A 21,631-nucleotide genomic window follows, 5' to 3' on the forward strand; every position below is an offset into this window, starting at 1 on the left:
CTCAGAGGGTGACGGTGTCGAGGTAGTCGGGCACCGAGGCGGGCCAGCCGAAGCGCTCTTCGATGGCCTGGCGCAGGGCGTCGGCGGACTGCGGCTCGCCGTGCGTCACGTAGACATGGCGGGGTGGGCGCTTGCGCGTGGCCAGCCAGTCCAGCAGCTGCGCCTGGTCGGCATGCGAGGACATGCCGTCGATGGCGGCGATCTGGGCGCGCACCGGTACCCACTTGCCGTGCATGCGGATGCTTTCGGCCCCGCCCAGCAGCGTGGCGCCGCGCGTGCCGGCGGCCTGGTGGCCGACGAAGACGACGGCGTTGCGCGGGTCGGGGGCCAGGGCTTCGAGGTGGTGCAGCACCCGGCCGCCCGTGGCCATGCCGCTGGCCGCGACGATGACGCTGGGGTAGGACGGCCGGTTGAGCCGGCGCGATTCGTCTTCGGTGCGAACGTAATGCACCTTCTCGACCAGGTCACGCCGGTCGGCCTCGGTCAGGTGATGCTCATCGCCATGGGTCTGAACCAGCCGCGTGACCTGCGTGGCCATCGGGCTGTTCAGGTAAAGCGGCAGATCGGGAATGCGGCGCTCAGCCTTCAGGCGCAGCAGCGCATGCAGGATGGCCTGCGACCGACCGACGGCAAAGGCCGGGATCAGCGTCGTGCCGCCGCGCGCGGCCGTGCGGGCGACCACGTCGCAGAGCGCATCGGCGTTGGGTGATCCGGCGTGGCGCCGGTCGCCATAGGTCGATTCGATGATGACGATGTCGGCATCCGGCGCAGCCGCAGGCGGCAGCATCACCGGGTCGTCGGGCCGCCCCAGGTCCCCAGAGAAGTTGATCGACCCCGCCGCGGTCGCCAGCTGCACGCTGGCCGCGCCGATGATGTGGCCTGCATGGCTGAAGACCGCGGTCAGCCCCGGCAGCGGCTCGAAGCCCTGGCCGAACTCGTGCCGGCGCACCTGCTTGAGGCTCTGCAAGGCCTGCGCTTCGGTGTAAAGCGCCAGGGCCGGCGTGTGGCGGCTGAAGCCATGGCGGTTGGCATAGCGCGCGTCCTCCTCCTGCAGCCGGCCCGAGTCGGGCAGCAGGATGGACAGCAGCTCGGCCGTGCCGGGCGTGACATGGATGGGCCCGCGAAAGCCCTCGCTGACCAGGCGCGGCAGGTAGCCGCTGTGGTCGATGTGGGCATGGGTCAGCACGACCGCATCGATGGACGCCGCCGGCACGGCGAAGGGTGCCCAGTTGCGCAGGCGCAGCTGCTTGAGGCCCTGGAACAGGCCGCAGTCGACCAGCAGGCGGCGGCCTTGCCATTCGACGAGGTAGCGCGAGCCGGTCACCGTGCCGGTGGCGCCCAGAAAGCGCAGGCTCAGCCCGTCCGGCGCGCTCATGCGCCCGCCCGGTGAAGCGCTGTTGGCTCATGTCGCGGCGTGATCGGCATCGAGGTCTCCTTGCTCAGTGGCACCAGCCTAGCCAGCGACCTGTCGCGTGGCCTTGCGCGAGATCAAGCTGCGCTGCGAACGGCGACAACGTGGCGCGCATGCAGGCCTGCGCTGAGCGAGGCGCCAAGGCCCGCCGCGGCGGCGACAGCGAACACCGCCAACATCAGGTCGCCGTAAAGCGGCAGGCCGAAGTGCAGCAGGCGCCGGGGTCCGGGCAGCAGCACGGCCGTCGCGAGCGCCGCGGTGGCCACGCCGGCCACGGCCCAGAAAGCCCGCGTGCTGGCACCCGTCAGCACGCGCCAGCCGCTGCCCATCGCCAGGTTCGTCGCCACCAGCAGCAGGTTGCCGACCGTCAGACCGATGACGCCCAGCGTGCGCGCCACGTCGGCACCGCGGCCGGCCTGCAGCGCCAGCAGGTAGATGCCGAGGGTCGCCACCAGCAGGCAGCCGCCTTGCAGCAGGCCCTGCCAAAGCATCGGCCAGCCGACCATGCCGTCGTCGCTGCGGCGCGGCGGCCTTTGCATCAGGCCCGGCGCCTCGGCGGCCCCTTCGAAGGCCAGCGAGCAGATCGGGTCGATCACCATCTCGGTCAGCACCACATGCACCGGCAACAGCAGCGGCGGCAGGCCGAACAGCAGCGGCAGCAGTGCCAGCCCGGCCACCGGCACGTGGATGGCAGTGATGTAGGTCATGACCTTGCGCAGGTTGTCGAAGATGCGCCGGCCCATGCGCACGCCGCCAACGATGCGGCCGAAGTCTTCGTCCAGCAGCACGAGGCCGGCGGCCTCGCGCGCGACATCGGTGCCGCGCACGCCCATCGCAATGCCGATGTGGGCGGCCTTCAGCGCGGGTGCGTCGTTGACGCCGTCGCCCGTCATTGCCACGACCTCGCCATTGCCGCGCAGCGCCAGCACCAGGCGGAGCTTCTGCTGCGGCATCACGCGGGCAAACACGCGCACCCGCCGCACCGCGCGCGCCAGCGCGGCATCGTCCATGCCCTCAAGGTCGGCGCCGGTCAGCACGCCGGCGTCGACGTCGATGCCGGCCTGCCTGGCAATGGCCAGCGCCGTGGCAGCGTGGTCGCCGGTGATCATCGCCACCGCAATGCCGGCCTCGCCCGCCTGCGCCACAGCCAGGGGCACGCTGGCGCGCAGCGGGTCCTGGAATGCGGCCAGGCCCAGCAGATTGAAGTCGTGGTCGCGCTGGTCGACGACGTTGCCGCTGCCGGGCACCCTGCCCTCGGCCACCGCCAGCACGCGCAGGCCCAGGTCGGCCAACTGCCTGACCCGGCCCAGCAGCGCCTCGGTGCGCTGCGGCCCCAGCCGGCACAGTTCCGCCACCGCCTCGGGCGCGCCCTTGGTGGCGAGGCGGCGCCGGCCCGCGGCATCTGTCCATTCATGCGACATGGCCAGCAGCTCGGGGCTGAGCGGGAACTCGCGCGTCAGGCGCCAGTCGGCATGCAGATGCGCGCTGCCCGCCAGTGCCGCGTCGCCCTGCGCGAGCAGCGCCCGGTCCATCGCGTCGACACCGTCGCGGCGCGAAGCCAGCATGCCGAACGCCAGCAGCCGCTGCACCGCCTCGGGCAGGGGCTGCCCGGGCTGGACCTGGATGTCGGCGTCGTCGGTGACCAGGCGGGCGAGGCTCATGCGGTTCTCGGTCAGCGTGCCGGTCTTGTCCACGCACAGCACGGTGGCGGCGCCCAGCGCCTCGATGACCGCCGGGCGCCGCGACAGCACCTGGATGCGCGCCAGTCGCCAGGCACCCAGGGCGAGAAAGACGGCCAGCGCCATCGGAAACTCCTCGGGCAGCATGGCCATGCCGATGGCGACGGCCGACAGCAAGCCCTGCATCCACTCCCCGAGCAGCAGGCCGTGGCCGATGACGATGACGCAGCAGAGCGCGGCCGCCGCGATGCCGAAGCTGCGCACCAGGCGGCGCAGCTGCCGCTCCAGCGGCGTCGGCGCCGCCTCGATGGCGGCAAGCGATGCACCAATGCGACCGACCTGCGTGTCGCCCCCCGTACCGAGCACTTCGATCACGGCATGACCGGACACTGCCAGCGTGCTGGCATAGACAAAGGCGCCGTCATTGCCTGCGGGGGGCTGCATGGCCAGGCCGTCCCGCGCCTGCCAGCGGCGCTTGCCGACCGGAACGGACTCACCCGTCAGCAGCGACTCGTCGACCGCCAGCCCCACCGTCTCGCGCACGATGCCATCAGCGGCGACCCGCTCGCCCTCGCCGACCAGGAAGATGTCGCCGGGCACCAGCTCGCGCGCCGCGATGCGCCGCACCTGCCCGCCACGCCTGACGCGCACCTGCGGCGCCGCCAGCACCCGCAGGGCCGCCAGCGCATGCTCGCTGCGCCGCTGCTGCAGCACCACCAGTCCCACCGTGACGAGGGCAAAGAAGGCCAGCAACAGGCCCTCGCCCAGATCACCCAGTACGAGGTAGATGGCCGCCGCCGCGAGCAGCAACAGGAACATCGGCTCGCTGGCCACGCTGCGCAGCGTGGTCAGCAAGCCGTGCGCGTCTTCATCCGGCGCGTCGTTGGCGCCATGGCTGGCCAAGAGCCGGACGGCCTCGGCATCGCTAAGGCCCCCGAACGGCGCGGATGGTGGAGGTGATGGAGATGCAGGTGGACTGGCGAGGGCGGTCTGTCCCTGCAGCATGCGGCTTTCCTTCAGCGTTCAGTCGATGAGAGCAGCCGCCCCATTCCCCCGCCTTGATCGTCATCAATGAACAGCGCCCGCCACCCATGTTTGATCCCGATCAAGGGCAGTGCATCGCGGGTTGCCGAAGATCGGCAGCACTTCAAGGAGAAAGCCATGCTGAAGAACGTAGGCCTCATCGACCGCAGCGCACGCGTGCTGATCGGGCTGTGCTTGATCGCGGCCACCTGGTTGGGCGTCGTCGGCAGCTGGGGCTGGATCGGCCTGCTGCCGCTGCTGACCGGGCTGGTCGGCACCTGCCCGGCCTATGTGCCATTCGGGTTCAGCAGCTGCGCGGTGAAAGACCGGCGATGACTGCGGGGCCCTCCCGCTGGCTGGCTGGCTAGGGAGCCGGCCGGCCTGGCCCCTGGGTGCCATCGGCGCGGGCCGCGAGGTAGGCATAGAGGTCGATGATGTGTGCCGTGACGGTGGGGTCGCCCTGCCAGGCCGGCATCACCAGCGCGGCTTCCCGGCCCAGCAGGACTTTTTCAACCATGGCGCTCTGCCCGGCGGCCTGCGGGTTGGATTCCGCGGCGGCGAGGATCCAGTCGTAGCGCCTGAGCACCAGGCCGACGAACTGGTGCGAGCCCATCTCGCGCAGCCGCGGCAGCAGGTCGGGGGCGGCGGCCGAACCGGTCGCCGCCGCGCCATGGCAGCTGGCGCATTTCTGCTGGAACACCCGCCAGCCGATGTAGCGCTCGCCCTCCGGCAGGGCCTCACGCGCCAGCGCCTGCGCGGGCTTGATGTTCTGCAACTCCACGGCGCAACCCGCGGCCATGGCGACCAGCGCAGCCGCGCTGAGCGACGCGAGGGCAAGGCGACGGCGCGCCCTCATGGCCGGCGCTCCCGGGCAGCCTGGCAGCCTGCACACAGGCGCACAAACGGCAGCACGCGCAGACGCGAGTCCGCAATCGCCTCGCCACAGTCTGCACAGTCGCCATAGGTGCCGGCATCCAGGCGGCCAAGCGCGTCGTCGACGTCCTGAAACTCCTGCAGGTCGCGCGCGGCCTGGAAGTCCTCGGTCTGCTGGCGCTGCAACCGCTCGGCGCCGTCCTTCAGGTCGCTCACCTCAGGGCTGCCATCCGGCTCGGCCTGACGCGCCAGCTGTGCGGCATGCACCTCGGCGCGCAGCTCGGTCTGGCGGTGAAGCAGCAGTTGCCGCAGCATGGGCAGGTGGGTTTGGGTCTGGAGTTCCATCTTGTTCGGTCCTCGGCTGGGCTCGGCAACGCCGAACTCCGGCGTCGCCCCATGCTAGGCAGTGCGATGGCGGCCGGCTTGCGCTGGATCAAGCCGAACGGCGTAAGCGGCGACGAGCACCGACTGATTCAGATCAACGACGCTGCCAGCGAAGCCGCATAGATTCGCGTCGCAACGGCTGCCCCGCAGCCCGACCCTTCGACCGGAGCCGCCCATGCCGCTGAACTCAGCCTCGCCACCAACGCACCGCTGCCCGGCCCGCCGGTGAGCCGCTGCGACCGCCAACATGAAAGTCGCGATCTGGCTGGTTCTGGGCGCTGCCGTCGCCGGGCTGTGGCTTGCCTTGCGCATCGTCCTGCTCATCGTCACGCGCGACTGAAGCGGCGGCTTCAGGCATGACGCCCGAACTCGCCGGCCGCTTCCTCGCCGCGCTGCTGATCGGCGTCCTGGTCGGCATCGAGCGGGAGAAGAGGCGACCCGCCGGACCCGCCGACACCCTCGGCGGCATTCGCACCCATGCCCTGCTGGCACTGGCGGGTGCGGCCTCGGCCTGGCTGGGGCAGGCGCTGCAATTGCAGTGGCTCTTCGTCGTGGTGCTTGCCGCCGTCGGCGCAATGGCCATCACACGCCATGTGCTGTGGCGCCACGACGGCCGCGAGGCCGCGCCCAGCATGACCAGCCAGATCGCCGCCGTGCTGGTCGTGCTGCTGGGCGGCATGGCGGCCACAGGCAACCAGGCGCTGGCCGTCGCGCTGGCGGTGACGCTGTCGGCGGTGCTGGCCTTCAAGCAGCCGCTGCATGCGCTGGTGGAACGCCTGGGCCTCGACGACATCCTGGCGGGCCTCAAGCTGCTGATCGCCTCCGTCATCGTGCTGCCCCTGCTGCCCAACGAGACGATGGACCCCTGGCAGGCCCTCAACCCCTACCAGCTGTGGCTGATGGTCGTGCTGATCCTGGCGCTTTCGCTGGCTGGCTACATCGGCATGCGCTGGCTGGGGCCTGCACGAGGCGCCGCCATCACCGGCCTGGCCGGCGGCCTGGTGTCGTCCACGGCCACCACGCTGAACTTCGCGCGCGACAGCCGCAGGGCCGGCGCCGCCGCCAACGGCAGCGCCATCACCGCCGGCATCCTGTGCGCCTGGCTGGTGATGCTCCTGCGCGTGACGACCATCGTCGCCCTGCTCAACCGGAGCTTGCTTGCCGCCCTTTGGTCGCCATTGCTCGTGATGAGCGTGGTCTCCGGCGCACTGGCCCTGCGGCACTACCTAGCCGGCGCTGCAGTCGCGAGCACGGGCACGGCCACTGCCGCACCGCTGAAGAATCCGTTCAGCCTGGGCGCGGCAATCCGCTTCGGCGCGCTGTTTGCCGTCGTTCTGGTCATCGTGAAGCTGGCCCAGCAACAGTTCCCCGCCGGCGGCCTGCTCGCCGTCTCGGCGCTTGCCGGCGCGGCAGACGTGGACGCCATCGTCCTGTCTCTCAGCGGCCAGAACGACGCCGCCGCGACGCCTGCCCTGACCGCGTGGGCCGTGCTGGCCGCCCTGCTCGCCAACACGGTGGTGAAGATGGGCATGGTGATGCTGGCTGCGCGCGGCGATGTGCGCCGGAGCATGGCCCTGGCAAGTGTGGTCATATGCAGCATCGGCGGCGGTGCCGCTTGGGCCTGGCTCTGAGCCGTGCTTGATCCAACTCTGACCTGCTGTCTGACGCGTTTCTTCGCAGAAGCGTCAACACAAACCACCGCGGTCCGCAGGCTGTCGACGCGGACGATGCCGAGCACGGGGCCGAAGATTTCTTCCTGTTGCGCATGCCGGGCGTCTGTCCGCCAGCACCTTGCCGTGCTCGTCTGTGATGAGGCGGCAGATGGTGTCAGCATGCGCTTCGAGCAGCTCCTTGAAGCGGCTCGTCACGCGGGCGCGCTTCAGCGGCGGCGTGTACGCCATGCACCTCTACGCCGGCAGCGGCCACCCCTGGTTCAAGACGACGATGCCGTGGACATCGGCCGACCTGCGGCGCCAGCAGCTCGCTGGCCTGGGCTATCACTCACCCAACCTAGCGCTCACGCACCGCCGCAAGCTGGAGCGCTCGGCCTCGGCGTCTGACCAGGAGGGTGTCATCACGCTGATCCTGACCGCCTGGTTTGTAGGTTTGCTCCCCGACCACGACGCCAAGCCCTTTGTCGCCCGCGGTGTCCGCCGACACGCTGAGTTATGACTGCAGCTTCGCCGGTATCTACCGCAATGATCCCACGCCCACCCGCGCAGCGTGGAAGGCTGGTGCAGGCGCTTGAAGCGACGCATCGCGAGCTGAGCGCTAGGAGGCCCAGAGAGGCATCGACGAGGCAGCTCGCAACGTGATTCACCGCGCGGCCCGCAGGCCTACAGCTCGGGCGGCGGCATGATCGATGCACTCTTTCCTCAGCGCACCGCACTCAGCAACTCTTCGTCGACCCAGCGCCGCAGCAGGCCGCCGACGGCGGCGGCCGCGTCCTCGGATGGGAACTGCTCGGACATTGCCGCGCATACGGCGGCGAAACCCAGGCCGGCGTGCAGGCCCGCAAGCGCGGCGGATTCCAGCGGTTGCAGGCTGCGGAAATGCGGCTGGTGGCCGCGGCGCCAGATCAGCAGCTCGCCCGGCTCGTCCAGCGGCTCCGCCTCGGGCGGCTCGCGGTCCTGGTCCAGCGCCTGCCAGATGGCCAGCGTGTTCTGACGCAGCTGCAAGCGGGCATAGGTGGGATGCAGGCTGAACCCGACATCGGCCCAGCGCTCGGGCGCGAGCGCCGCCAGGTCGGCCAGCGTGAGCACCGGTGCGTCGGGCCCGTCGAAGGCGCGGCGCAGGGCCCAGTCGAGCTGTGCCAGCTCGGCCACCTGCGGCGCTTCGACGAAGCGGGCGGCCAGCGTGTCGGGAAAGTCGTGACCGTACCAACGCAGGCTCGCATGCGTCGAGGCATGGCCTTCGACATGCGCGAGCGCGGCCGCGTTGAAGTGCTCGTCGCCCAGGTAGAGCAGCGTGTGGCCGAAGCTGTCGCGGAGCGTGTCGACCAGGCGCATGCGGTAGGCATGGTGATAGATGTGCAAACGGCGCGCGGTGCCGATGCCGCTTGCGCGAATGTGCGTGGCAATGGCCGCGTCACCGGTCAGCAAATGCCGCTGAAAGTCCACTTGCAGTTGTGCCAGCGAAGTCATGCGGCATCACGCCAAGCCGTGACCTCGGCGGCGATGCCGCGGGCGATGTCCAGTTCCGCGATCAGCTCGGGCAGCGGCGGGATGTGGTCGTCGCGTTCGATCATCGTCGGCACCGGGCCGAAGCGCCGCAGCGCCTCGCGGTACAGCGACCAGACGGCGGGCGCCACCGGGTGGTCGTGCGTGTCCACGAGGTGGTCGCCATGGTCGGTGTGGCCGGCCAGGTGGACCTGGCGCACGCGCGCGGGCGGCAGCTGGCGCAAGTAGTCCAACGCGTCGAAGCCGTGGTTGACGGCGCTGACGTGGATGTTGTTGATGTCGACCAGCAGCTCGCAATCCGCCTCGGCGCAGAGCGCGCTCAGGAACTGCGCTTCGTCCATCGTCGAATGCTCGAACTCGACATAGCTGGACACGTTCTCCAGCCCCAGTCGCCGGCCCAGCGCGTCCTGCACCTGGCGCACATTGCCGGCCACGATGCGCAGCGCTTCATCCGTGCAGGGCAAGGGCAGCAGGTCATGCAGTTGGTGGCCGTTGGTGCCGGTCCAGCACAGGTGGTCGGACACCCAGGCCGGCTGCACGCGCCGCGCCAGTGCGGCCAGGGTCTGCAGATAGCCCTGGTCGACGCCCTGCGCCGAGCCGATCGACAGGGACACGCCGTGCATCACCATCGGATAGCGCTCACGCAGCGCATCCAGCATGGCCAACGGCTTGCCGCCGGGGACCATGTAGTTGTCGCTGACGATCTCCAGCCAGTCCACGCGCTGGGGCGCGGCGAGGAAGGCACCGTAGTGCGCCGTCCGCAGCCCGAGGCCGAAGCTGTCGCTGGAGATCATCGCGGCGCGCCTTACTTCTTGGCGGCCAGGTCGCCGATGGTGCCGTCCTTGCCCAGGCATTCCTTGGCCGTCATGCCCTTGAAGCCATGGCCCTTGCAGGCGTTCTGGCCCTTGCAGGCGTTCTCGGTCGTCTTGCAGTCGCTGTTGCCCTTGCACTCATGGACGCCATAGCAATGCACCTTGTCGCTGGCGGCCACGGCCAGGCCGCTGCTTCCAGCAGGCGGCGCGGCTGCGATAGCGGCGGCGGACAGGGCGAACAGGGCGGCGGCGGCGGCCAGTGAGCCAGCGGATTGGGTCTTGGTCATGCGAGTAACTCCATGCGGGTTGCACCGGCAGACCGTGTGGCCCGCGCTGGCGACGGCTGAGGGCCGCAGACGGTAGTCGTCGAAGGTGCGCACTCCTTACAGGCGGCGTTGGAGTCCGCTCAACTCGCCCAGCCGCACGCGCGGCTCTTCGACCAAGCTCAGGCGCAGCAGACATTGGTGGCGGGGCCTGGAGCCAGGCGCCAAATGCGCTGTGCCCTTCTTAGCGGGCACACGGCCGGTGTTGTGCGAACGTGAGCATGCAATAGCAGTGCACGGCGGCGACGCGGGACAAGCCCAGCGTCGGTGTCTCCCGCGCGGGCGGGGAGGCCAGCTCGGATGCAGCGTCAGAGTGGCGGCCAGCGCTGGAGCGCCCGACCCCTGCAGCAGTTCTAGACCGACGCCTTACCTTTGGCGACGCGCCACCCAGACGCCTGCCAACGCCAGCCCAGCGAGTGCCAGGCTGGCGGGCTCGGGCAAGGGCTGGGGCACAAGGGTCGCTGCGCCGCCGCTCAGCTGGATCGAATAGTTTCCGACGTAAAGCGGATTGGGCGGGTTGGCCTGGCCTGCGCCGTCAATGGCGAGTACATATTCATTGCCGCTGATGAGCCCGAAATAGCTCAACGTCGCCGTGGCGTTGGCATAGCTGATGAAGCCTGAAGGACCGATGCCCGTGAATCCGCCCAGATCGACACCGGTGCCGGAGTACAGCTCGAATGCCGGAAAGGTGTTGCCTGGGAACGGCGTGTTCACGTAAGGACCTTCGGCGATCGTCAGCCCGCCGGCGCCCGTGTACAGGAAGCGGAAGTAGTCGACGTCGCCCGTGGTGAGCGTGCCCGAGATCGCGTCCAGGGACTGGCTGACCGGCGTGAAAGCGCTCTGCGCCGTCGCGAACGTGCCGCCCGCATCGCCGATCTCCAAGTACACGATGCCGGCCTGCGTCGCAGACGCTCCAGCGAGGACCAGCGCGCTGACCAGCGCCGAACGGACATTTGCCATCAACATGGGAATTCCCTTTGCAGGCGCAGTCCGCGGCGCGAACTTGCACCTGCGTTGAAGCACGATCCGAGCCACAGCACCCGCCAAGCCGCCGGATCGAGCGCGGTTCGCCCATGGGATACCGGCGCAGCGTGCGGTGCAAGGCTCAATGGCGACGTGGTCTACGCGCGGCGGCTTGTAAGCATTCCCGACAAGCCCGCACCGCGGCGCCGCCTGCTGCCGTTACTGCCCCGCGCTCGCGCGCAGCGCCGACAGCTCCAGCCGCAACGTCGCGTTCTCAAGCTCCAGCGCTGCGACACGCTGGCGCAGCGATGCCAGCGTGGCGTCGGACGCGGGCGTTGCACCAGTCGCCGCATCGTCTGCCGGCGCCTGGTCTTCCTGCGCCAGCGGCTTGCGCCTGGCCTCGCGCACGCGCTTGGCGGCCTGCTTGAGCTCGACGGCACCGGCCGTGGCGGCGGCGGTCTGCTCGTCAGCCGGCAGCGTGGCCACTGCGGCGGCGGCATTGATGGAGATCGTGCCGGCCTTCACCGCGGCGACCAGTTCGGGGGCGCCCTGCTTCTGGATCTTCTCGATCAGCACCACCTGGTTGCTGCTCAGCCGTGCCGCCTTGGCCAGCGCCTCACGCGTGGCCAAGGGCTGCGCGGCCGGCTCCGTCGCCGGCGCGGCGGCATCCGGCGCGGGCAAGTCCGCGGTGCTGCGCGCGCGCTGTCCGGCCACGATCTCGCGCTGGCGCAGCGCCAGCACACCACGCTGGAAGTCCGACAGGCTGCGCCGCCCCAGGTGCTGCTCGATCATCCACAGGTGCACGTCCTCGACCGACTTGAAGCGCGGGTTCTGCACCGTCTGGAAAGGCAGCCCGTGCTTGCGGCAGATGCCGTAGCGGTTGTGCCCGTCAACCAGCAGGTCGCCCCACAGCACCAGCGCGTCGCGGCAGCCTTCGGCCAGCAGGCTGCGCTCCAGCGCTTCGTGCTCCTCCGGCGTCAATGGGTCGATGTAGGCCTTGAGTTCTTCGTTGACGACGATGTCCATGGAAACCGGGTGCGCGCTTTGGGGCAAAAGGGGCCGGATTCTAGAGATCGCCGATGCCGCTACAGCGGCGCCGCGTCACCCGCCCGAGATGTCCGTGGCGACCGCGCTCAGGTCGTTGTCGAACTGGTGGCCGCCGCGCGCCAGCGGCCGGGTGGTGGCGCGGGGCAGCCGGGCCGCATGCAATGCCAGGTGAGCGAAGGGCACCGTTTCGTCGTCGCGGCAGTGATAGATGGTGATGCGCCCGACTGCCGCCAGCTGGTCTCCCAGGTCGGGCGGCAGCACCAGCTCGTCAAAGACCCACTGCTCGCCGTCCCACGCCGGCGCGGCGAGCAGGAACAGCGCCGCAATGGGCACGGGCGGCGTCTGCTCCGCCAGGTAGCGCAGCAGCATCGACCCGCCGAGCGAATGCCCGACCAGCGTCACCGCGCCACGCAGCGGCGACAGCTCGGCGGCGATCTGCGCCTTCCATGGCTCCAGGCTCGGGTCGTCTTCGCCGTGCATGCGCGGGTAATGCACCTCGTAGCCGTCGCCAAGCGCCTGCCGCAGCGAGGCCGCCAGCGGCGCGTCGGCCGCATGGGCGCCCTCGCCACCGCCCTGGATAAAGAGCACGTGTTTCTTGGTCATGCGGCGTCCTGCATTGGCTGTGAGGCGTTGGGGCAAGCGCGATGCCCTCCCGGCGGCGCGCTTGCAACGTCCCGTTGCAACTGCCGCCCGCCGTGTCCCATGAAGCAATCACAAGCGGCCCTCGCCATGGGGCAGCAAAAACATGAACTGATCAGTACAGTAATTGAACCGCTTGGTTCTTTTCGAAACCTAGCGGTTGGCCGAGCGGATGGCTTGGCTCCCGCAACAACCTCGATTGACAGGAGTCCTCATGAAATCTTCCCTCGTACTTGCCGGCGTCGCGCTGGCCGCCGGGCTGGCTGCGGGCACCGCACAGGCGCAGGCGCTGCCCATCGTCGACGGCTTCACGTCGGTGCGACTGGATGCCGCACCCACGCTGACCGGCGCGGGCGTGACCGTCGGCCTGCTGGGCAGCGCCCTGTTTTCGCCGGGCAGCAACGGCATCCCGCTCGTGTATTTCCCCGTCACCGGCGGCGCCATCGACACGGCCACCTTCGCCGGCAGCATCGAGCACGCCGGCAGCGGCCTGTCGCTGACCCGCGCCGGCACCACCGTCAACCTCAGCGACTTCGTCATCGACACCGTCGGCGGCCAGCTCACGGGCCAGGTGAACATCGGCGCCACGACCTTGTCGAACGTGTCGTTGTTCAGCATCGGCCTCACCGGGTCGCCCGCGGCGCCCTTCTCGTTGTCGTTGACAGCCACGGCCGCCGGCGCATTAACCTCGGCGCTCGGCCTGCCCGACCTGACGGGCGTGCAGGTCGGCTCGGCCAGCACCCTGCCCATCACGGCCGCGGTGCCCGAGCCCGCCACCTATGCCGCCATGCTGGGCGGCTTGGGCCTGCTGGGGCTGGTGACACGCCGCCGCGCCAAGGCCAACGCCGCGCCGGCCCTGGCGTAGTGCAGTAGCAGGCGGCCACCCGCGGCCGGCCGCCTGCTCCTTCCACGCGTAGGCGAAAGTTGACGGCCGGGGTTGGCGCTTTCTGACGCACCGCCCGTGCGGTGGCGGCCAGCATGGCCGCATGAACCTCATCGTCGTGACCGACCAGTTGCATGACTGGTTCCAGCTTCCCGCCGCCGCCGTCGTCACTGCACGCCACTACCTCGCCGACGCAGTCGCCGCGCAGGCCGGCGACGCCTCGGTGCTCAACCTTTGCCGCACCGGGCGCTACCAGGGGAGGGGCTATTACGTCTCGCTGTTGGCGGAGGCGCGCGGCCACCGGCCGGTGCCGGAGGTCAAGTCCATCGAGGACCTCAAGGCAGAGGCCTTCGTGCAGGCCATCGCCAGCCGCATCGACCCGCTGGTGCAGGACACGCTGCGGCACGACGCCAGCGACCGCTTCGAGCTGGATGTCTACCTGGGCCGCGACCCCTCGAAGCGCCATGACGCACTCGCCGAGCGCCTGTACGCCGAAGCGCGCCTGCCGCTGCTGCGCGTGCTGTTCCGCCGCGAGCAGGGCCGCTGGGCGCTCGACGCGTTGCAATCCATCGGCCTGGCCGACGTGCCCTCGCAGGACCGCGCCTTCCTGCTGCAAACCGTGCAGGGCCTGGGCGCCGCCTCGGGTGACGATGCCCCGCGGCGCCGCACCGACCGGCCGCGCCTGGCCATCCTGTGGGACCGCGACGAGCCGCACAAGCCGTCGGACGAAGCGGCGCTGCAGCGCTTTGTTGACGCGGCGCCGCTGGTGGGCCTGGAGGCCGAGCTGATCGGCCCCGCCGACCTGGAACGCCTGCCAGAGTTCGACGCCCTGTTCAACCGCGCCAGCCCCGAGGTGGACGGCATCGTCTACGAATTCGTGCGCCGAGCCGAGGCGATGGGCCTGCCGGTCGTCGACGACCCCGAATCCATCCTGCGCTGCCTGAACAAGGCCTATATGCACGAGCTGATGAGCCGGCACCGCATCGCCCAGCCGCGCAGCCTCATCGTGCACCGCGACAGCCTCGACCAGATCGTGCCTACGCTCGGCCTGCCCTGCGTCATCAAGCTGCCGGACAGCGGCTTTGGCCTGGACGTGCTGAAGATCGAATCCGAGGCGCAGCTGCGACAGGAGGCCGAGCGCTTCCTGAAGGTGTCGGAGCTGTTCGTCGCCCAGGAGTGGCTGCCCAGCGAGTTCGACTGGCGGGTGGGCGTCTACGACGGGCGGCCACTCTTCGTCGCCAAGTACTGGATGGCGCCGGGCCACTGGAAGATCCTGCAAGAGACCGAGGGCAGCGACGAACTCATCGAGGGCAAGACCGAGGCGATGACCATCGGCGAGGCGCCGCGGCAGGTGATCGAGACCGCCGTGCGGGCGGCCAACCTGATCGGGCGCGGCCTGTACGGCGTGGACCTGAAGCAGGTGGAGGACCGGGTCTACCTCATCGAGGTCAACTGCAACCCCAACATCGACGCCGGCAACGAAGACCAGGTGCTGGGCGAGGCGCTCTACCGCGAGGTGCTGGGCGTGTTCGCGCGCCGCATTGCCGAGCGCCGGCGCGGCGCGGCCGCCTGACGCCGGGCGTGGGGCCACCATGCAGCTGAGCCTTGCACGTGGCGGCCCGCTGGCAGCGCTGCGCAGCGGCTGCATCGTCGTGGGCGTGCACGCGGGCGGCCGAATGTCGGCTGCCGCCACCGCGCTGGACGAGGCCTCACGCGGGGCGCTGCAGGCGGCACTCGCACGCGGCGACCTCGGCGGCGAGCTGGGCCAGACGCTGTTGCTGCCCGGCATGCCCGCCCTGCCCGGCATCGCTGCCGAGCGCGTGCTGCTCGTCGGCCTCGGCCCGGCGCTGACCGAAAGCCGCTATGTCGAAGCTGCCGGCCATGCCGCGCGCGCGCTTGCCACGACCGGCGCGGCCGACGCCCTGCTCTGCCTGCCCGAGCTGCCGGTACCCGGGCGCGGCGCGGCGTGGAAGATCGAACAGGCGGTGCTCGCGGTCCGGCGGGCGCTCTACCGCTTCGACCGCTTCAGGCGCGAGCCACCGCCCGGGCCGCGGCTGCAGCAGCTGACCCTCCGCGTTCCCGACGACGAGACGCTCGACGTCGAACGAATGCGGGCCCACATCGCCGCCGTGGCCGACGGCATCGACTTTGCCAAGGACCTCGGCAACCTGCCGGGCAACACCTGCACGCCGACGCTGCTGGCCGAGCAGGCGCGCAGGCTGGAGCGGCTGCCCGGCGTGGCCGTGTCGGTGCTCGGCCCGCCCGAGATGCAGCGGCTCGGCATGGGCGCCCTGCTCGCTGTCGCGCGCGGCAGCCACGAGCCGCCGCGGCTCATCGTCGTCGAGTACCACGGCGCGCCGGGCGGCGGTGCGCCGGTTGCGCTGGTCGGCAAGGGCATCACCTTCGACGCGGGCGGCCTGTCCCTCAAGCCGCCCGCCGACATGGAGGAGATGAAGTTCGACATGTGCGGCGGCGCCAGCGTGCTCGGCGCGCTGCAGGCGGCCGCCTCGCTGCAGCTGCCGCTCAACATCGTCGGCCTGGTGCCTGCCGCCGAGAACATGCCGGGGGGCAACGCGCTGAAGCCGGGCGACGTCGTCACGACGCTGTCGGGCTTGAGCGTCGAGGTCGTCGACACCGACTACGAAGGCCGCCTGGCGCTGGCCGATGCCCTCACCTACGCCAGGCGCTACCGGCCCGCAGCCGTCATCGACGTCGCCACCCTCACCGGCGAGATCGTCGGCGCCCTTGGCCCGGTGGCCAGCGGCCTGTTCGCCAACGACGAAAGCCTGATGCACGCGCTGCTGCAGGCCGGCGACCGCGCCTGGGACCGGGCCTGGGCCATGCCGCTGTGGGAGGAGTACGCCGCGCCGCTGAAGTCCTCCGTCGCCGACCTACCCAACATCGGCGCCCGCGACGACTGCGCCGGCATCGCCGCGGCCTTCCTGTCGCATTTCACCGAAGGCCTGCCCTGGGCCCACCTCGACATCGCCGGCACCGCCTCCACCAGCGGCGCCGACCGCAGCGCCACGGGCCGGCCGGTGGGGTTGTTGGTGCATTTCCTGGCCGGCTGGGCGGCAGGGGCGCAGCACATGCCGTAGGTTGGGGTGAGCAAAGCGAACGCCAACACGTCATTCGCCCGCATTCACCGCCGCGCGCAAGCCAGTCAGCCGCGCCGACGCAGCGCCAGCGCCAGCAGGCCGCCACCCAGCAGCAGCGCCATCGAAGGCTCGGGAATCGGCGCAGCGGCCACGGTCCAGTCGACGCCGCTCTGGCTGCTGAGCGTGTAGCCAATCGCATTGCCACCCACGGTGACGCCGCTGATGCCTTGCCAGGTCAGCGTGCTCGCAAAGTCGCTGGTGGCCTCGCTGAACCAGTTCGGCCCGGCGCCGGCCGTGCCCGCGGACGCGCGCGAGAAGATGCCCAGCTCGAACGGCGTGCCCAGCACGACCGTGACGGCAAAGTTGACGTCCTGGTCGATCACCTGGTGAAAGGGATAGCCGCCCTGCCCCTGACCCTGGGCGCGGAACACCTGGTCCCACACCGGCGCGTTGTTGAGCCAGACCTGGCTGCCGATGCGGGTGTAGCTGTTGCCGATGGGCAGGCCATCCAGCTCGCCGTCGAGATGGACGCTGAAGCTCACCACAGCGTTTTGGCCGATTTGGGCCGGGTTGGCCGGCATCAGCGTCCACGTATCCGTCCAACCCGCCGTGCTCTCGGCGGCGGCGAAGCCGGCGCTGGCATTTGCGCGGAAGTGGGCGTACATGCCGACCGAGCCGTACCTGGCGCTGCCGTGCGAGTCGGCCTGAACGGAAGGCGTCGCCTGGCTGTAGCTGCCGCTGGCCGTCAACTGCTGCCCTGGCGTGGTGGTCGAGGCCGCGTTGCAGCTGGACTTGCCCACCTGCCAGTCGAATAGGCTGCCTTCAATCGGGAAGGCGCCCGTGGCCAGGCCCGCACAGCTCGACACGAGCGCGCCGGTGACGCCGAGGTCCTGCTGGCTCAGTTCAGCCGCGAAGGTGGGCAGGCTGGCCAGCGCGAGGGGCAGCACTTTCAGGCAGTTGCGCATGTCGGTCTCCTTGTTGGGTGACCGAAGGCTATGCCTGCGCCCGAGCGCCGTCTGCCCCTATAACCGGCTGATCCCTGGCGGGCTCGAAATACGTCTGCACACCGGCGGTGGCGCGTTCGCGGCCGGTCGCGCAACGGGGTTCCGGGGGTGGCTCATGCTATGGTCTTCGCCGTTGCCACCTTTGTGCTGGACGCCATGTTTCGATGTCTCGTCCTCGCGGCGATGCTCAACAGCGTGCACGCTGCCGAGTGCCGGCATGTGGTGTTCTCAGCCAACCCCGACTACCCGCCCTTCAGCTGGTCAGATCGCGGCAAGTTGTACGGCGCCAGCATCGAGCTGACCGAACGCATCCTCCGGGAACTCGCGGTGCCCGCCGAGGTTCGCTATCTCGGCCCCTGGAACCGGGTGCTGCGTGCCGCGAAATCCGGCCAGATCGACCTCGTGACTGCGCTCAAGTTCACGGCGGAGCGGGATGCCTATCTGCTGTTCACCAGTGCGCGCTTTTCCGCCAACCCGGTGGCCGTGTTTGCCCGGGCCGAAGCGCCTTTCGACTATCACGGCTGGGACGATCTGGTCGGCCGCGTCGGCCTGATCTCGCGGGGCGACCGCTTCGGCGAAGGCTTTGACGAATTCCTGCAAGGCAAGCTCACCGTGCAGACCAGCAACAACGTCGAGGATGGCTTCGCCAACCTGGCACGCAAACGCGGCGACTACTTCGTGACCGGCTACTACGCCGGCCGGGCCTATCTCGCCGGCAAGGGGCTGGAGACGCGCGTCGTCGCGCTCACGCCCATGGTCAACCAAGGCTCCGTTCATCACGGCTTCTCGCGGGCCTCCCCTTGCAAAGAACTCGTCGGGCAGATGGCAGAAAAGCTGAGGCGCTACGAGGCCGATGGCACGACCGAGCGACTCCTTGCGCAGTACCTGGAGAAGTGGCGCGCCACGGCGCAGAGTCGTGTGCCCTAGCCTGGCTGGCGCGACCGGGAGCGCGATCAGCCTCGCCTACAGCGAGCAGGTCGCGGCTTTGGACCGCGAAGCCGAGGCGCGTTGGCTGAGTGAACCTCTGTAGCGGGCGACCATGCCGACATACCTCTGCGCCATCGGCAACTCCTTCGCCGGCTCGCGGGTCAGCAGTTTTCAGGTTGGGGTGAACGGAGGGAACCCCAACAAGCTCTGGTGGTCAAACGTTGGGGTCAGCAGGCTCACCCGCTACCGACGACTGCCGCCGGTAGCGGGGGCACGTGGCCCACCACGACGCCCCCCGGCTTCGAGGCCGGTGTGCGGGCATTTCTGCGCAAGCTTCAGTTGCCAAGCTGTTGACGAGCTTGTCGAAACCGCGGGGGCTGGTTCGTCGTCAGTTGCCACTACCGGTCTGCCCATGCCCATCCTCTATTACTCCTCCAACCTCAACCCCCGCCTGTGCCTGGCCACGGCGCGCCACCTGAACGCCCCGGTGCGCTACCAGGCCGCCGAGCCGCTCGGCCCCAAGGCTGCGGAGTTCGCCCACCTCAATCCCAACCTGCGCGTGCCCGTGCTGGCCCGTGACGATGGCAGCACGTTGTGGGAGACGGATGCCATTGCCTGCGAACTGGCCCGCTTGTCCGGCCAGCCCGGGTTCTTTCCCGACGGCGCGCAGTTGCCCGAGATGCTGCGCTGGCTGAGCTGGACGGCCATGCACTGGGGTCTTGCCGGCTCGGGGCTGTACTACCAGCGCCTGCTGGTGTCGCGATACGGCCTGCCGCCGCTCGGCGAGCGTGAGATGACCCACCACCTGTCGGAGTTCAAGCGGCTGGCCGACATCCTTGATGCCCACCTGTCGGGACACCACTGGATGCTGGGCGAGGCGCTCACGTATGCCGACTTCCGCGTCGGCGCCCTGCTGCCCTTTGCCGAGGCCATCGACCTGGACCTGTCCGGCCACCCGCAGATTGCCCGCCTGGCCGCGCAGCTCAACGAACTTCCGGCCTGGCGAGACCCGTTCGCGGGCTTGTGAGGTCACGGCTCAGACCGGGCACCGCAGAGGCGCCGATGAGGCCCGGTAGGTTGGGGTGAGCCGTGCGAACCCCAACGATTCGCGCGACGGCTCACGTTGGCTCGTCACGCGACGGCGGCGTTGGTTCGCAAGCCCATCGCAACCGACGCGCCGCCGATCCGAGAACCCGACCGGCAACGCCGCAGACCGCCCGAAGCGGGGATGCGCTGCGCGCGAGGGACTTATTCAGCGTTGCCTTCGCTCGTCGGTTGGGGTGAGCGCAGCGCTGAAACAAGTGAATCAAGCCCGCATGGCGCAGCAGCACGCTTGCAACAGCCGACATCCACAGTGGCGGCGTTCCCACTTGAGCGTTAGCACCCATGAGATTTCATGTCATCGCAGCCTGGACCCTGCTGGCGCTGGAAGCGCTCTTCGTGATGACACTCGCGCTGCAGAAAAACATGGGCGACGACGCCGCCGGCCGCGGCATGGCCACCGGCTTCGCGATGGTGCTCGCGCCCGTTGTCCTGGTGGCCGCTGCGCTGTTGTGGTGGGGCAGCCGCAGCGGTGGCACGACCCTGGCCTGGTGGCTGGGGTTCTGCATCGTCGCCTCTCCGGTTGCCTACGGCGCGACCACCTTCGCCGCCGGCATGCTCAAGAAGACTGACCGCAGCATGTGGCGCGCCCAGCAAGGCCGCTTTGCGGACAGCCAGCTCACCGAACTGGCGCGCGCCATCGATGCGCAGGATGCGCCAGGCGTGCAGCGCCTGCTGGCCGCGGGCCCGCCCGACTGGACTGCCCGCGACCGCTGGGGCCGCACGCTGCTGGGCCACGCCGTCGTCCAGGCGGCGTCTGACTATGGCGACCCGTCACGCGCCGAGTTCGTGCGGCTGCTGCTGGCAGCCGGGGCGCCACCGGCTGCCAACGCCATTGCCGCCGAGGCGAGCATGGCGTCGGTGAGCGAGCACAACCTCGTCTATCACTTGTACGGCATCCACAACGCAAATGCCTTGGCGGTGATGGACATGGTGCTATCGGCAGGCGCCAGCGTCGACGTGGTGGACGAGGACGGGCGGCCGATCTACTACTCGACCTACACGGTGCTGCCTGCGCTCGAGATCCTGGCCCGGCATGGCGCCGACTTCAGGCGGTTGGACCCGCGCAGCGACCGCCTGCACTACAACGCGCTGATGAACGCGGTGTCGATGCAGATGTGGCCCGCCGCCCTCTTCTTCCTCAAGCAAGGGCTCTCGCCCGACCGGCAGAGCATGCGCACCATCCTCGCCGAAGTGGACGCGCCCGGGAGCAGCTACTACGGTGACGACGACATTGCGCACGGCGCGTTTCTGGCGGAGCTGGCTAGGCAGCGGGTCAAGTGACGGGCCGTAGGTTGGGGTGAGCAAAGCGAACCCCAACGCTTCATTCACCTGCGCTGATTTCCACGCCACTGACGCTTGCCCGCGAGGCATCGATGGCGCCATCGCGAATGAAGCGATGGATGCTGGAGTGCGGCCAGTCCGCCGCCCGCTGCACCCGGCCATGCTGGACCGGATTGAAATGGATGTAGTCCACATGCCGCTCGAAGTCAGCATCGTCGCGGATGAGGTGTTCCCAGTAACGCCGCTGCCAGAGACCACGTTCACCCTTGGCTGCGCTCGCCTTGCGGTATCCGACGCGAGACGCCCTGCTTGATGAGCATGATGCGCGTGGCGAAGTCGGCGTCTTCGCGCGGCAGCGTCGTCAGCAGATGCAGGTGACCCGGCAGCACGCAGATGGCGTCCAGGACGAATGGGCGTGACCGGCGGACGATGCGGAAGCTGTCCCGCAATGCGTCGATGTGCTCGGTCAGCAATTGGCCGCTGCGGTCGGCCGCATTCAGCGTGAAGAAGTAGGTGGCACCCGGCGTGTCGGCTCGGCGGTAGCGCATGAGGTGGCGTAGGTTGGGGTAAACGGAGTGAACCCCAACGACTCGCGGCGGTCAAACGTTGGTGTTCGCAGGCTCACCCCAACCTACGGGCTGCACGCCCAGGCGGTCAGCTCTCCGGTCTACCTCGTGAACATGCCCGACACGTCGCCCCGGCGAGTGCTGGTACACGGCACAAAAGACCAGGTGCGCTCGATGCTCGAAGACCATTGCCCGGTGGACTAGAACTTCACACCGCGTCCAGGCGTTGGACACCCGAAGGCCCGCAGCAGCGCGCACGTCTCCACCCCAGGTCGGCGCTACCTGCTAGCGCCTGAGGCCGATCGCGGTTCTGAGGCACGAACAGCGATGCCTGAGCTAGCCCCCTGAATGACCGGACACGGTCCATCGCTTATCTTTGAGGATAGGAGTAGGACTGTGAATATGACTAGGCGGACGGAGTCTGTAGAGATCGTG

At 69.6% G+C, this 21,631-nt stretch carries 22 protein-coding genes; 9 read left to right on the forward strand and 13 right to left on the reverse strand.

Annotated elements, in window-relative coordinates; translation table 11 throughout:
* Position 1: 1 nt before the first annotated feature.
* Both ASC81_RS24305 and ASC81_RS24310 read right to left on the reverse strand, forming a co-directional pair.
* Positions 2–1,357 (reverse strand): MBL fold metallo-hydrolase RNA specificity domain-containing protein, encoded by a 1,356-nt coding sequence (locus ASC81_RS24305; RefSeq protein WP_056273440.1) that lies wholly within the window; start codon positions 1,355–1,357, stop codon positions 2–4.
* A gap of 131 nt (positions 1,358–1,488) precedes the next feature.
* The gene (locus tag ASC81_RS24310) at positions 1,489–4,095 is read right to left on the reverse strand and encodes an HAD-IC family P-type ATPase (RefSeq protein WP_156392406.1); all 2,607 of its coding nucleotides are present in this window, start codon (positions 4,093–4,095) and stop codon (positions 1,489–1,491) included.
* A 156-nt stretch (positions 4,096–4,251) separates the two neighbouring features.
* Here ASC81_RS24310 and ASC81_RS24315 point away from each other — a divergent pair, with 156 nt between their 5' ends.
* Positions 4,252–4,449, forward strand: coding sequence for a DUF2892 domain-containing protein (locus ASC81_RS24315; RefSeq protein WP_056273443.1), 198 nt, complete (start codon positions 4,252–4,254; stop codon positions 4,447–4,449).
* Positions 4,450–4,477: 28 nt separating this feature from the next.
* Here the strand turns inward: ASC81_RS24315 and ASC81_RS24320 are convergent, their stop codons facing one another.
* Both ASC81_RS24320 and ASC81_RS24325 read right to left on the reverse strand, forming a co-directional pair.
* Positions 4,478–4,969, reverse strand: coding sequence for a c-type cytochrome (locus ASC81_RS24320; RefSeq protein WP_156392407.1), 492 nt, complete (start codon positions 4,967–4,969; stop codon positions 4,478–4,480).
* Positions 4,966–5,331, reverse strand: a complete 366-nt coding sequence (locus ASC81_RS24325) for a TraR/DksA family transcriptional regulator (RefSeq protein WP_056273306.1) — start codon at positions 5,329–5,331, stop codon at positions 4,966–4,968. Before ASC81_RS24325 ends, ASC81_RS24320 begins: the two co-directional genes overlap by 4 nt.
* A 395-nt stretch (positions 5,332–5,726) precedes the next feature.
* On the opposite strand from ASC81_RS24325, the gene ASC81_RS24330 reads away from it, so the two are divergent.
* Complete coding sequence (locus tag ASC81_RS24330) at positions 5,727–7,001, forward strand: DUF4010 domain-containing protein (RefSeq protein WP_056273308.1); 1,275 nt, start codon at positions 5,727–5,729, stop codon at positions 6,999–7,001.
* 220 nt (positions 7,002–7,221) lie between these two features.
* A complete protein-coding gene (locus ASC81_RS24335; protein ID WP_056273311.1) occupies positions 7,222–7,542 on the forward strand; it encodes a hypothetical protein in 321 nt (106 codons plus the stop codon).
* Between the two features lie 203 nt (positions 7,543–7,745).
* Here ASC81_RS24335 and ASC81_RS24340 read toward each other — a convergent pair whose 3' ends face one another.
* The 6 genes from ASC81_RS24340 to ASC81_RS24365 all read right to left on the reverse strand — a co-directional run bounded on the left by ASC81_RS24340 (position 7,746) and on the right by ASC81_RS24365 (position 12,297).
* Positions 7,746–8,513 (reverse strand): DNA-binding domain-containing protein, encoded by a 768-nt coding sequence (locus tag ASC81_RS24340; protein ID WP_056273314.1) that lies wholly within the window; start codon positions 8,511–8,513, stop codon positions 7,746–7,748.
* Entirely contained in the window at positions 8,510–9,343 is an 834-nt protein-coding gene (locus tag ASC81_RS24345) for a DUF692 domain-containing protein (protein WP_056273317.1), read from the reverse strand. The genes ASC81_RS24340 and ASC81_RS24345 overlap by 4 nt, the downstream gene beginning before the upstream one ends.
* Before the next feature lie 11 nt (positions 9,344–9,354).
* Positions 9,355–9,648, reverse strand: coding sequence for a hypothetical protein (locus tag ASC81_RS24350; protein WP_056273319.1), 294 nt, complete (start codon positions 9,646–9,648; stop codon positions 9,355–9,357).
* Positions 9,649–10,050: 402 nt separating this feature from the next.
* Positions 10,051–10,650 carry a PEP-CTERM sorting domain-containing protein gene (locus ASC81_RS24355; protein ID WP_056273322.1) on the reverse strand — a complete coding sequence of 200 codons (600 nt, stop codon included), beginning with the start codon at positions 10,648–10,650 and terminating at the stop codon, positions 10,051–10,053.
* Positions 10,651–10,866: 216 nt separating this feature from the next.
* Positions 10,867–11,673 (reverse strand): hypothetical protein, encoded by an 807-nt coding sequence (locus ASC81_RS24360; protein ID WP_056273327.1) that lies wholly within the window; start codon positions 11,671–11,673, stop codon positions 10,867–10,869.
* Between the two features lie 75 nt (positions 11,674–11,748).
* Entirely contained in the window at positions 11,749–12,297 is a 549-nt protein-coding gene (locus tag ASC81_RS24365; protein WP_056273330.1) for an alpha/beta hydrolase, read from the reverse strand.
* 250 nt (positions 12,298–12,547) lie between these two features.
* On the opposite strand from ASC81_RS24365, the gene ASC81_RS24370 reads away from it, so the two are divergent.
* From ASC81_RS24370 to ASC81_RS24380, 3 genes are all read left to right on the forward strand, one after another.
* Positions 12,548–13,198, forward strand: a complete 651-nt coding sequence (locus ASC81_RS24370) for a PEP-CTERM sorting domain-containing protein (protein WP_056273333.1) — start codon at positions 12,548–12,550, stop codon at positions 13,196–13,198.
* A 121-nt stretch (positions 13,199–13,319) separates the two neighbouring features.
* On the forward strand, positions 13,320–14,789 hold the full coding sequence (locus ASC81_RS24375; RefSeq protein ID WP_056273336.1) for a RimK family protein: 1,470 nt from the start codon (positions 13,320–13,322) through the stop codon (positions 14,787–14,789).
* Positions 14,790–14,808: 19 nt separating this feature from the next.
* Complete coding sequence (locus tag ASC81_RS24380) at positions 14,809–16,314, forward strand: leucyl aminopeptidase (RefSeq protein ID WP_056273446.1); 1,506 nt, start codon at positions 14,809–14,811, stop codon at positions 16,312–16,314.
* Between the two features lie 65 nt (positions 16,315–16,379).
* On the opposite strand, the gene ASC81_RS24385 is transcribed toward ASC81_RS24380, so the two are convergent.
* Positions 16,380–17,279 carry a PEP-CTERM sorting domain-containing protein gene (locus ASC81_RS24385; protein WP_056273338.1) on the reverse strand — a complete coding sequence of 300 codons (900 nt, stop codon included), beginning with the start codon at positions 17,277–17,279 and terminating at the stop codon, positions 16,380–16,382.
* A 159-nt stretch (positions 17,280–17,438) separates the two neighbouring features.
* Between ASC81_RS24385 and ASC81_RS24390 the strand changes: the two genes are divergently transcribed.
* The 3 genes from ASC81_RS24390 to ASC81_RS24400 all read left to right on the forward strand — a co-directional run bounded on the left by ASC81_RS24390 (position 17,439) and on the right by ASC81_RS24400 (position 20,630).
* A complete protein-coding gene (locus ASC81_RS24390) occupies positions 17,439–18,245 on the forward strand; it encodes an ABC transporter substrate-binding protein (protein ID WP_056273342.1) in 807 nt (268 codons plus the stop codon).
* Between the two features lie 412 nt (positions 18,246–18,657).
* On the forward strand, positions 18,658–19,272 hold the full coding sequence (locus tag ASC81_RS24395; RefSeq protein ID WP_056273345.1) for a glutathione S-transferase family protein: 615 nt from the start codon (positions 18,658–18,660) through the stop codon (positions 19,270–19,272).
* A 359-nt stretch (positions 19,273–19,631) separates the two neighbouring features.
* Positions 19,632–20,630, forward strand: a complete 999-nt coding sequence (locus tag ASC81_RS24400) for a hypothetical protein (RefSeq protein ID WP_056273347.1) — start codon at positions 19,632–19,634, stop codon at positions 20,628–20,630.
* A 40-nt stretch (positions 20,631–20,670) separates the two neighbouring features.
* Here the strand turns inward: ASC81_RS24400 and ASC81_RS27600 are convergent, their stop codons facing one another.
* Positions 20,671–20,823 carry a hypothetical protein gene (locus ASC81_RS27600; protein ID WP_200946970.1) on the reverse strand — a complete coding sequence of 51 codons (153 nt, stop codon included), beginning with the start codon at positions 20,821–20,823 and terminating at the stop codon, positions 20,671–20,673.
* Between the two features lie 67 nt (positions 20,824–20,890).
* Positions 20,891–21,178, reverse strand: coding sequence for a transposase (locus tag ASC81_RS27605; protein ID WP_200946972.1), 288 nt, complete (start codon positions 21,176–21,178; stop codon positions 20,891–20,893).
* Positions 21,179–21,631 lie beyond the last annotated feature (453 nt).

Origin of the sequence: Pelomonas sp. Root405 (assembly GCF_001425165.1) — a bacterium.
Classification (GTDB): domain Bacteria; phylum Pseudomonadota; class Gammaproteobacteria; order Burkholderiales; family Burkholderiaceae_C; genus Pelomonas.

Excerpts from the sequence above, each read along its gene's own strand:
- ASC81_RS24310 (WP_156392406.1), bottom strand. The coding sequence starts at position 4,095 with ATGCTGCAGGGACAGACCGCCCTCGCCAGTCCACCTGCATCTCCATCA.
- ASC81_RS24315 (WP_056273443.1), top strand. The coding sequence starts at position 4,252 with ATGCTGAAGAACGTAGGCCTCATCGACCGCAGCGCACGCGTGCTGATC.
- ASC81_RS24320 (WP_156392407.1), bottom strand. The coding sequence starts at position 4,969 with ATGAGGGCGCGCCGTCGCCTTGCCCTCGCGTCGCTCAGCGCGGCTGCG.
- ASC81_RS24325 (WP_056273306.1), bottom strand. The coding sequence starts at position 5,331 with ATGGAACTCCAGACCCAAACCCACCTGCCCATGCTGCGGCAACTGCTG.
- ASC81_RS24330 (WP_056273308.1), top strand. The coding sequence starts at position 5,727 with ATGACGCCCGAACTCGCCGGCCGCTTCCTCGCCGCGCTGCTGATCGGC.
- ASC81_RS24340 (WP_056273314.1), bottom strand. The coding sequence starts at position 8,513 with ATGACTTCGCTGGCACAACTGCAAGTGGACTTTCAGCGGCATTTGCTG.
- ASC81_RS24345 (WP_056273317.1), bottom strand. The coding sequence starts at position 9,343 with ATGATCTCCAGCGACAGCTTCGGCCTCGGGCTGCGGACGGCGCACTAC.
- ASC81_RS24350 (WP_056273319.1), bottom strand. The coding sequence starts at position 9,648 with ATGACCAAGACCCAATCCGCTGGCTCACTGGCCGCCGCCGCCGCCCTG.
- ASC81_RS24355 (WP_056273322.1), bottom strand. The coding sequence starts at position 10,650 with ATGTTGATGGCAAATGTCCGTTCGGCGCTGGTCAGCGCGCTGGTCCTC.
- ASC81_RS24360 (WP_056273327.1), bottom strand. The coding sequence starts at position 11,673 with ATGGACATCGTCGTCAACGAAGAACTCAAGGCCTACATCGACCCATTG.
- ASC81_RS24365 (WP_056273330.1), bottom strand. The coding sequence starts at position 12,297 with ATGACCAAGAAACACGTGCTCTTTATCCAGGGCGGTGGCGAGGGCGCC.
- ASC81_RS24370 (WP_056273333.1), top strand. The coding sequence starts at position 12,548 with ATGAAATCTTCCCTCGTACTTGCCGGCGTCGCGCTGGCCGCCGGGCTG.
- ASC81_RS24375 (WP_056273336.1), top strand. The coding sequence starts at position 13,320 with ATGAACCTCATCGTCGTGACCGACCAGTTGCATGACTGGTTCCAGCTT.
- ASC81_RS24380 (WP_056273446.1), top strand. The coding sequence starts at position 14,809 with ATGCAGCTGAGCCTTGCACGTGGCGGCCCGCTGGCAGCGCTGCGCAGC.
- ASC81_RS24385 (WP_056273338.1), bottom strand. The coding sequence starts at position 17,279 with ATGCGCAACTGCCTGAAAGTGCTGCCCCTCGCGCTGGCCAGCCTGCCC.
- ASC81_RS24390 (WP_056273342.1), top strand. The coding sequence starts at position 17,439 with ATGGTCTTCGCCGTTGCCACCTTTGTGCTGGACGCCATGTTTCGATGT.
- ASC81_RS24395 (WP_056273345.1), top strand. The coding sequence starts at position 18,658 with ATGCCCATCCTCTATTACTCCTCCAACCTCAACCCCCGCCTGTGCCTG.
- ASC81_RS24400 (WP_056273347.1), top strand. The coding sequence starts at position 19,632 with ATGAGATTTCATGTCATCGCAGCCTGGACCCTGCTGGCGCTGGAAGCG.
- ASC81_RS27605 (WP_200946972.1), bottom strand. The coding sequence starts at position 21,178 with ATGCGCTACCGCCGAGCCGACACGCCGGGTGCCACCTACTTCTTCACG.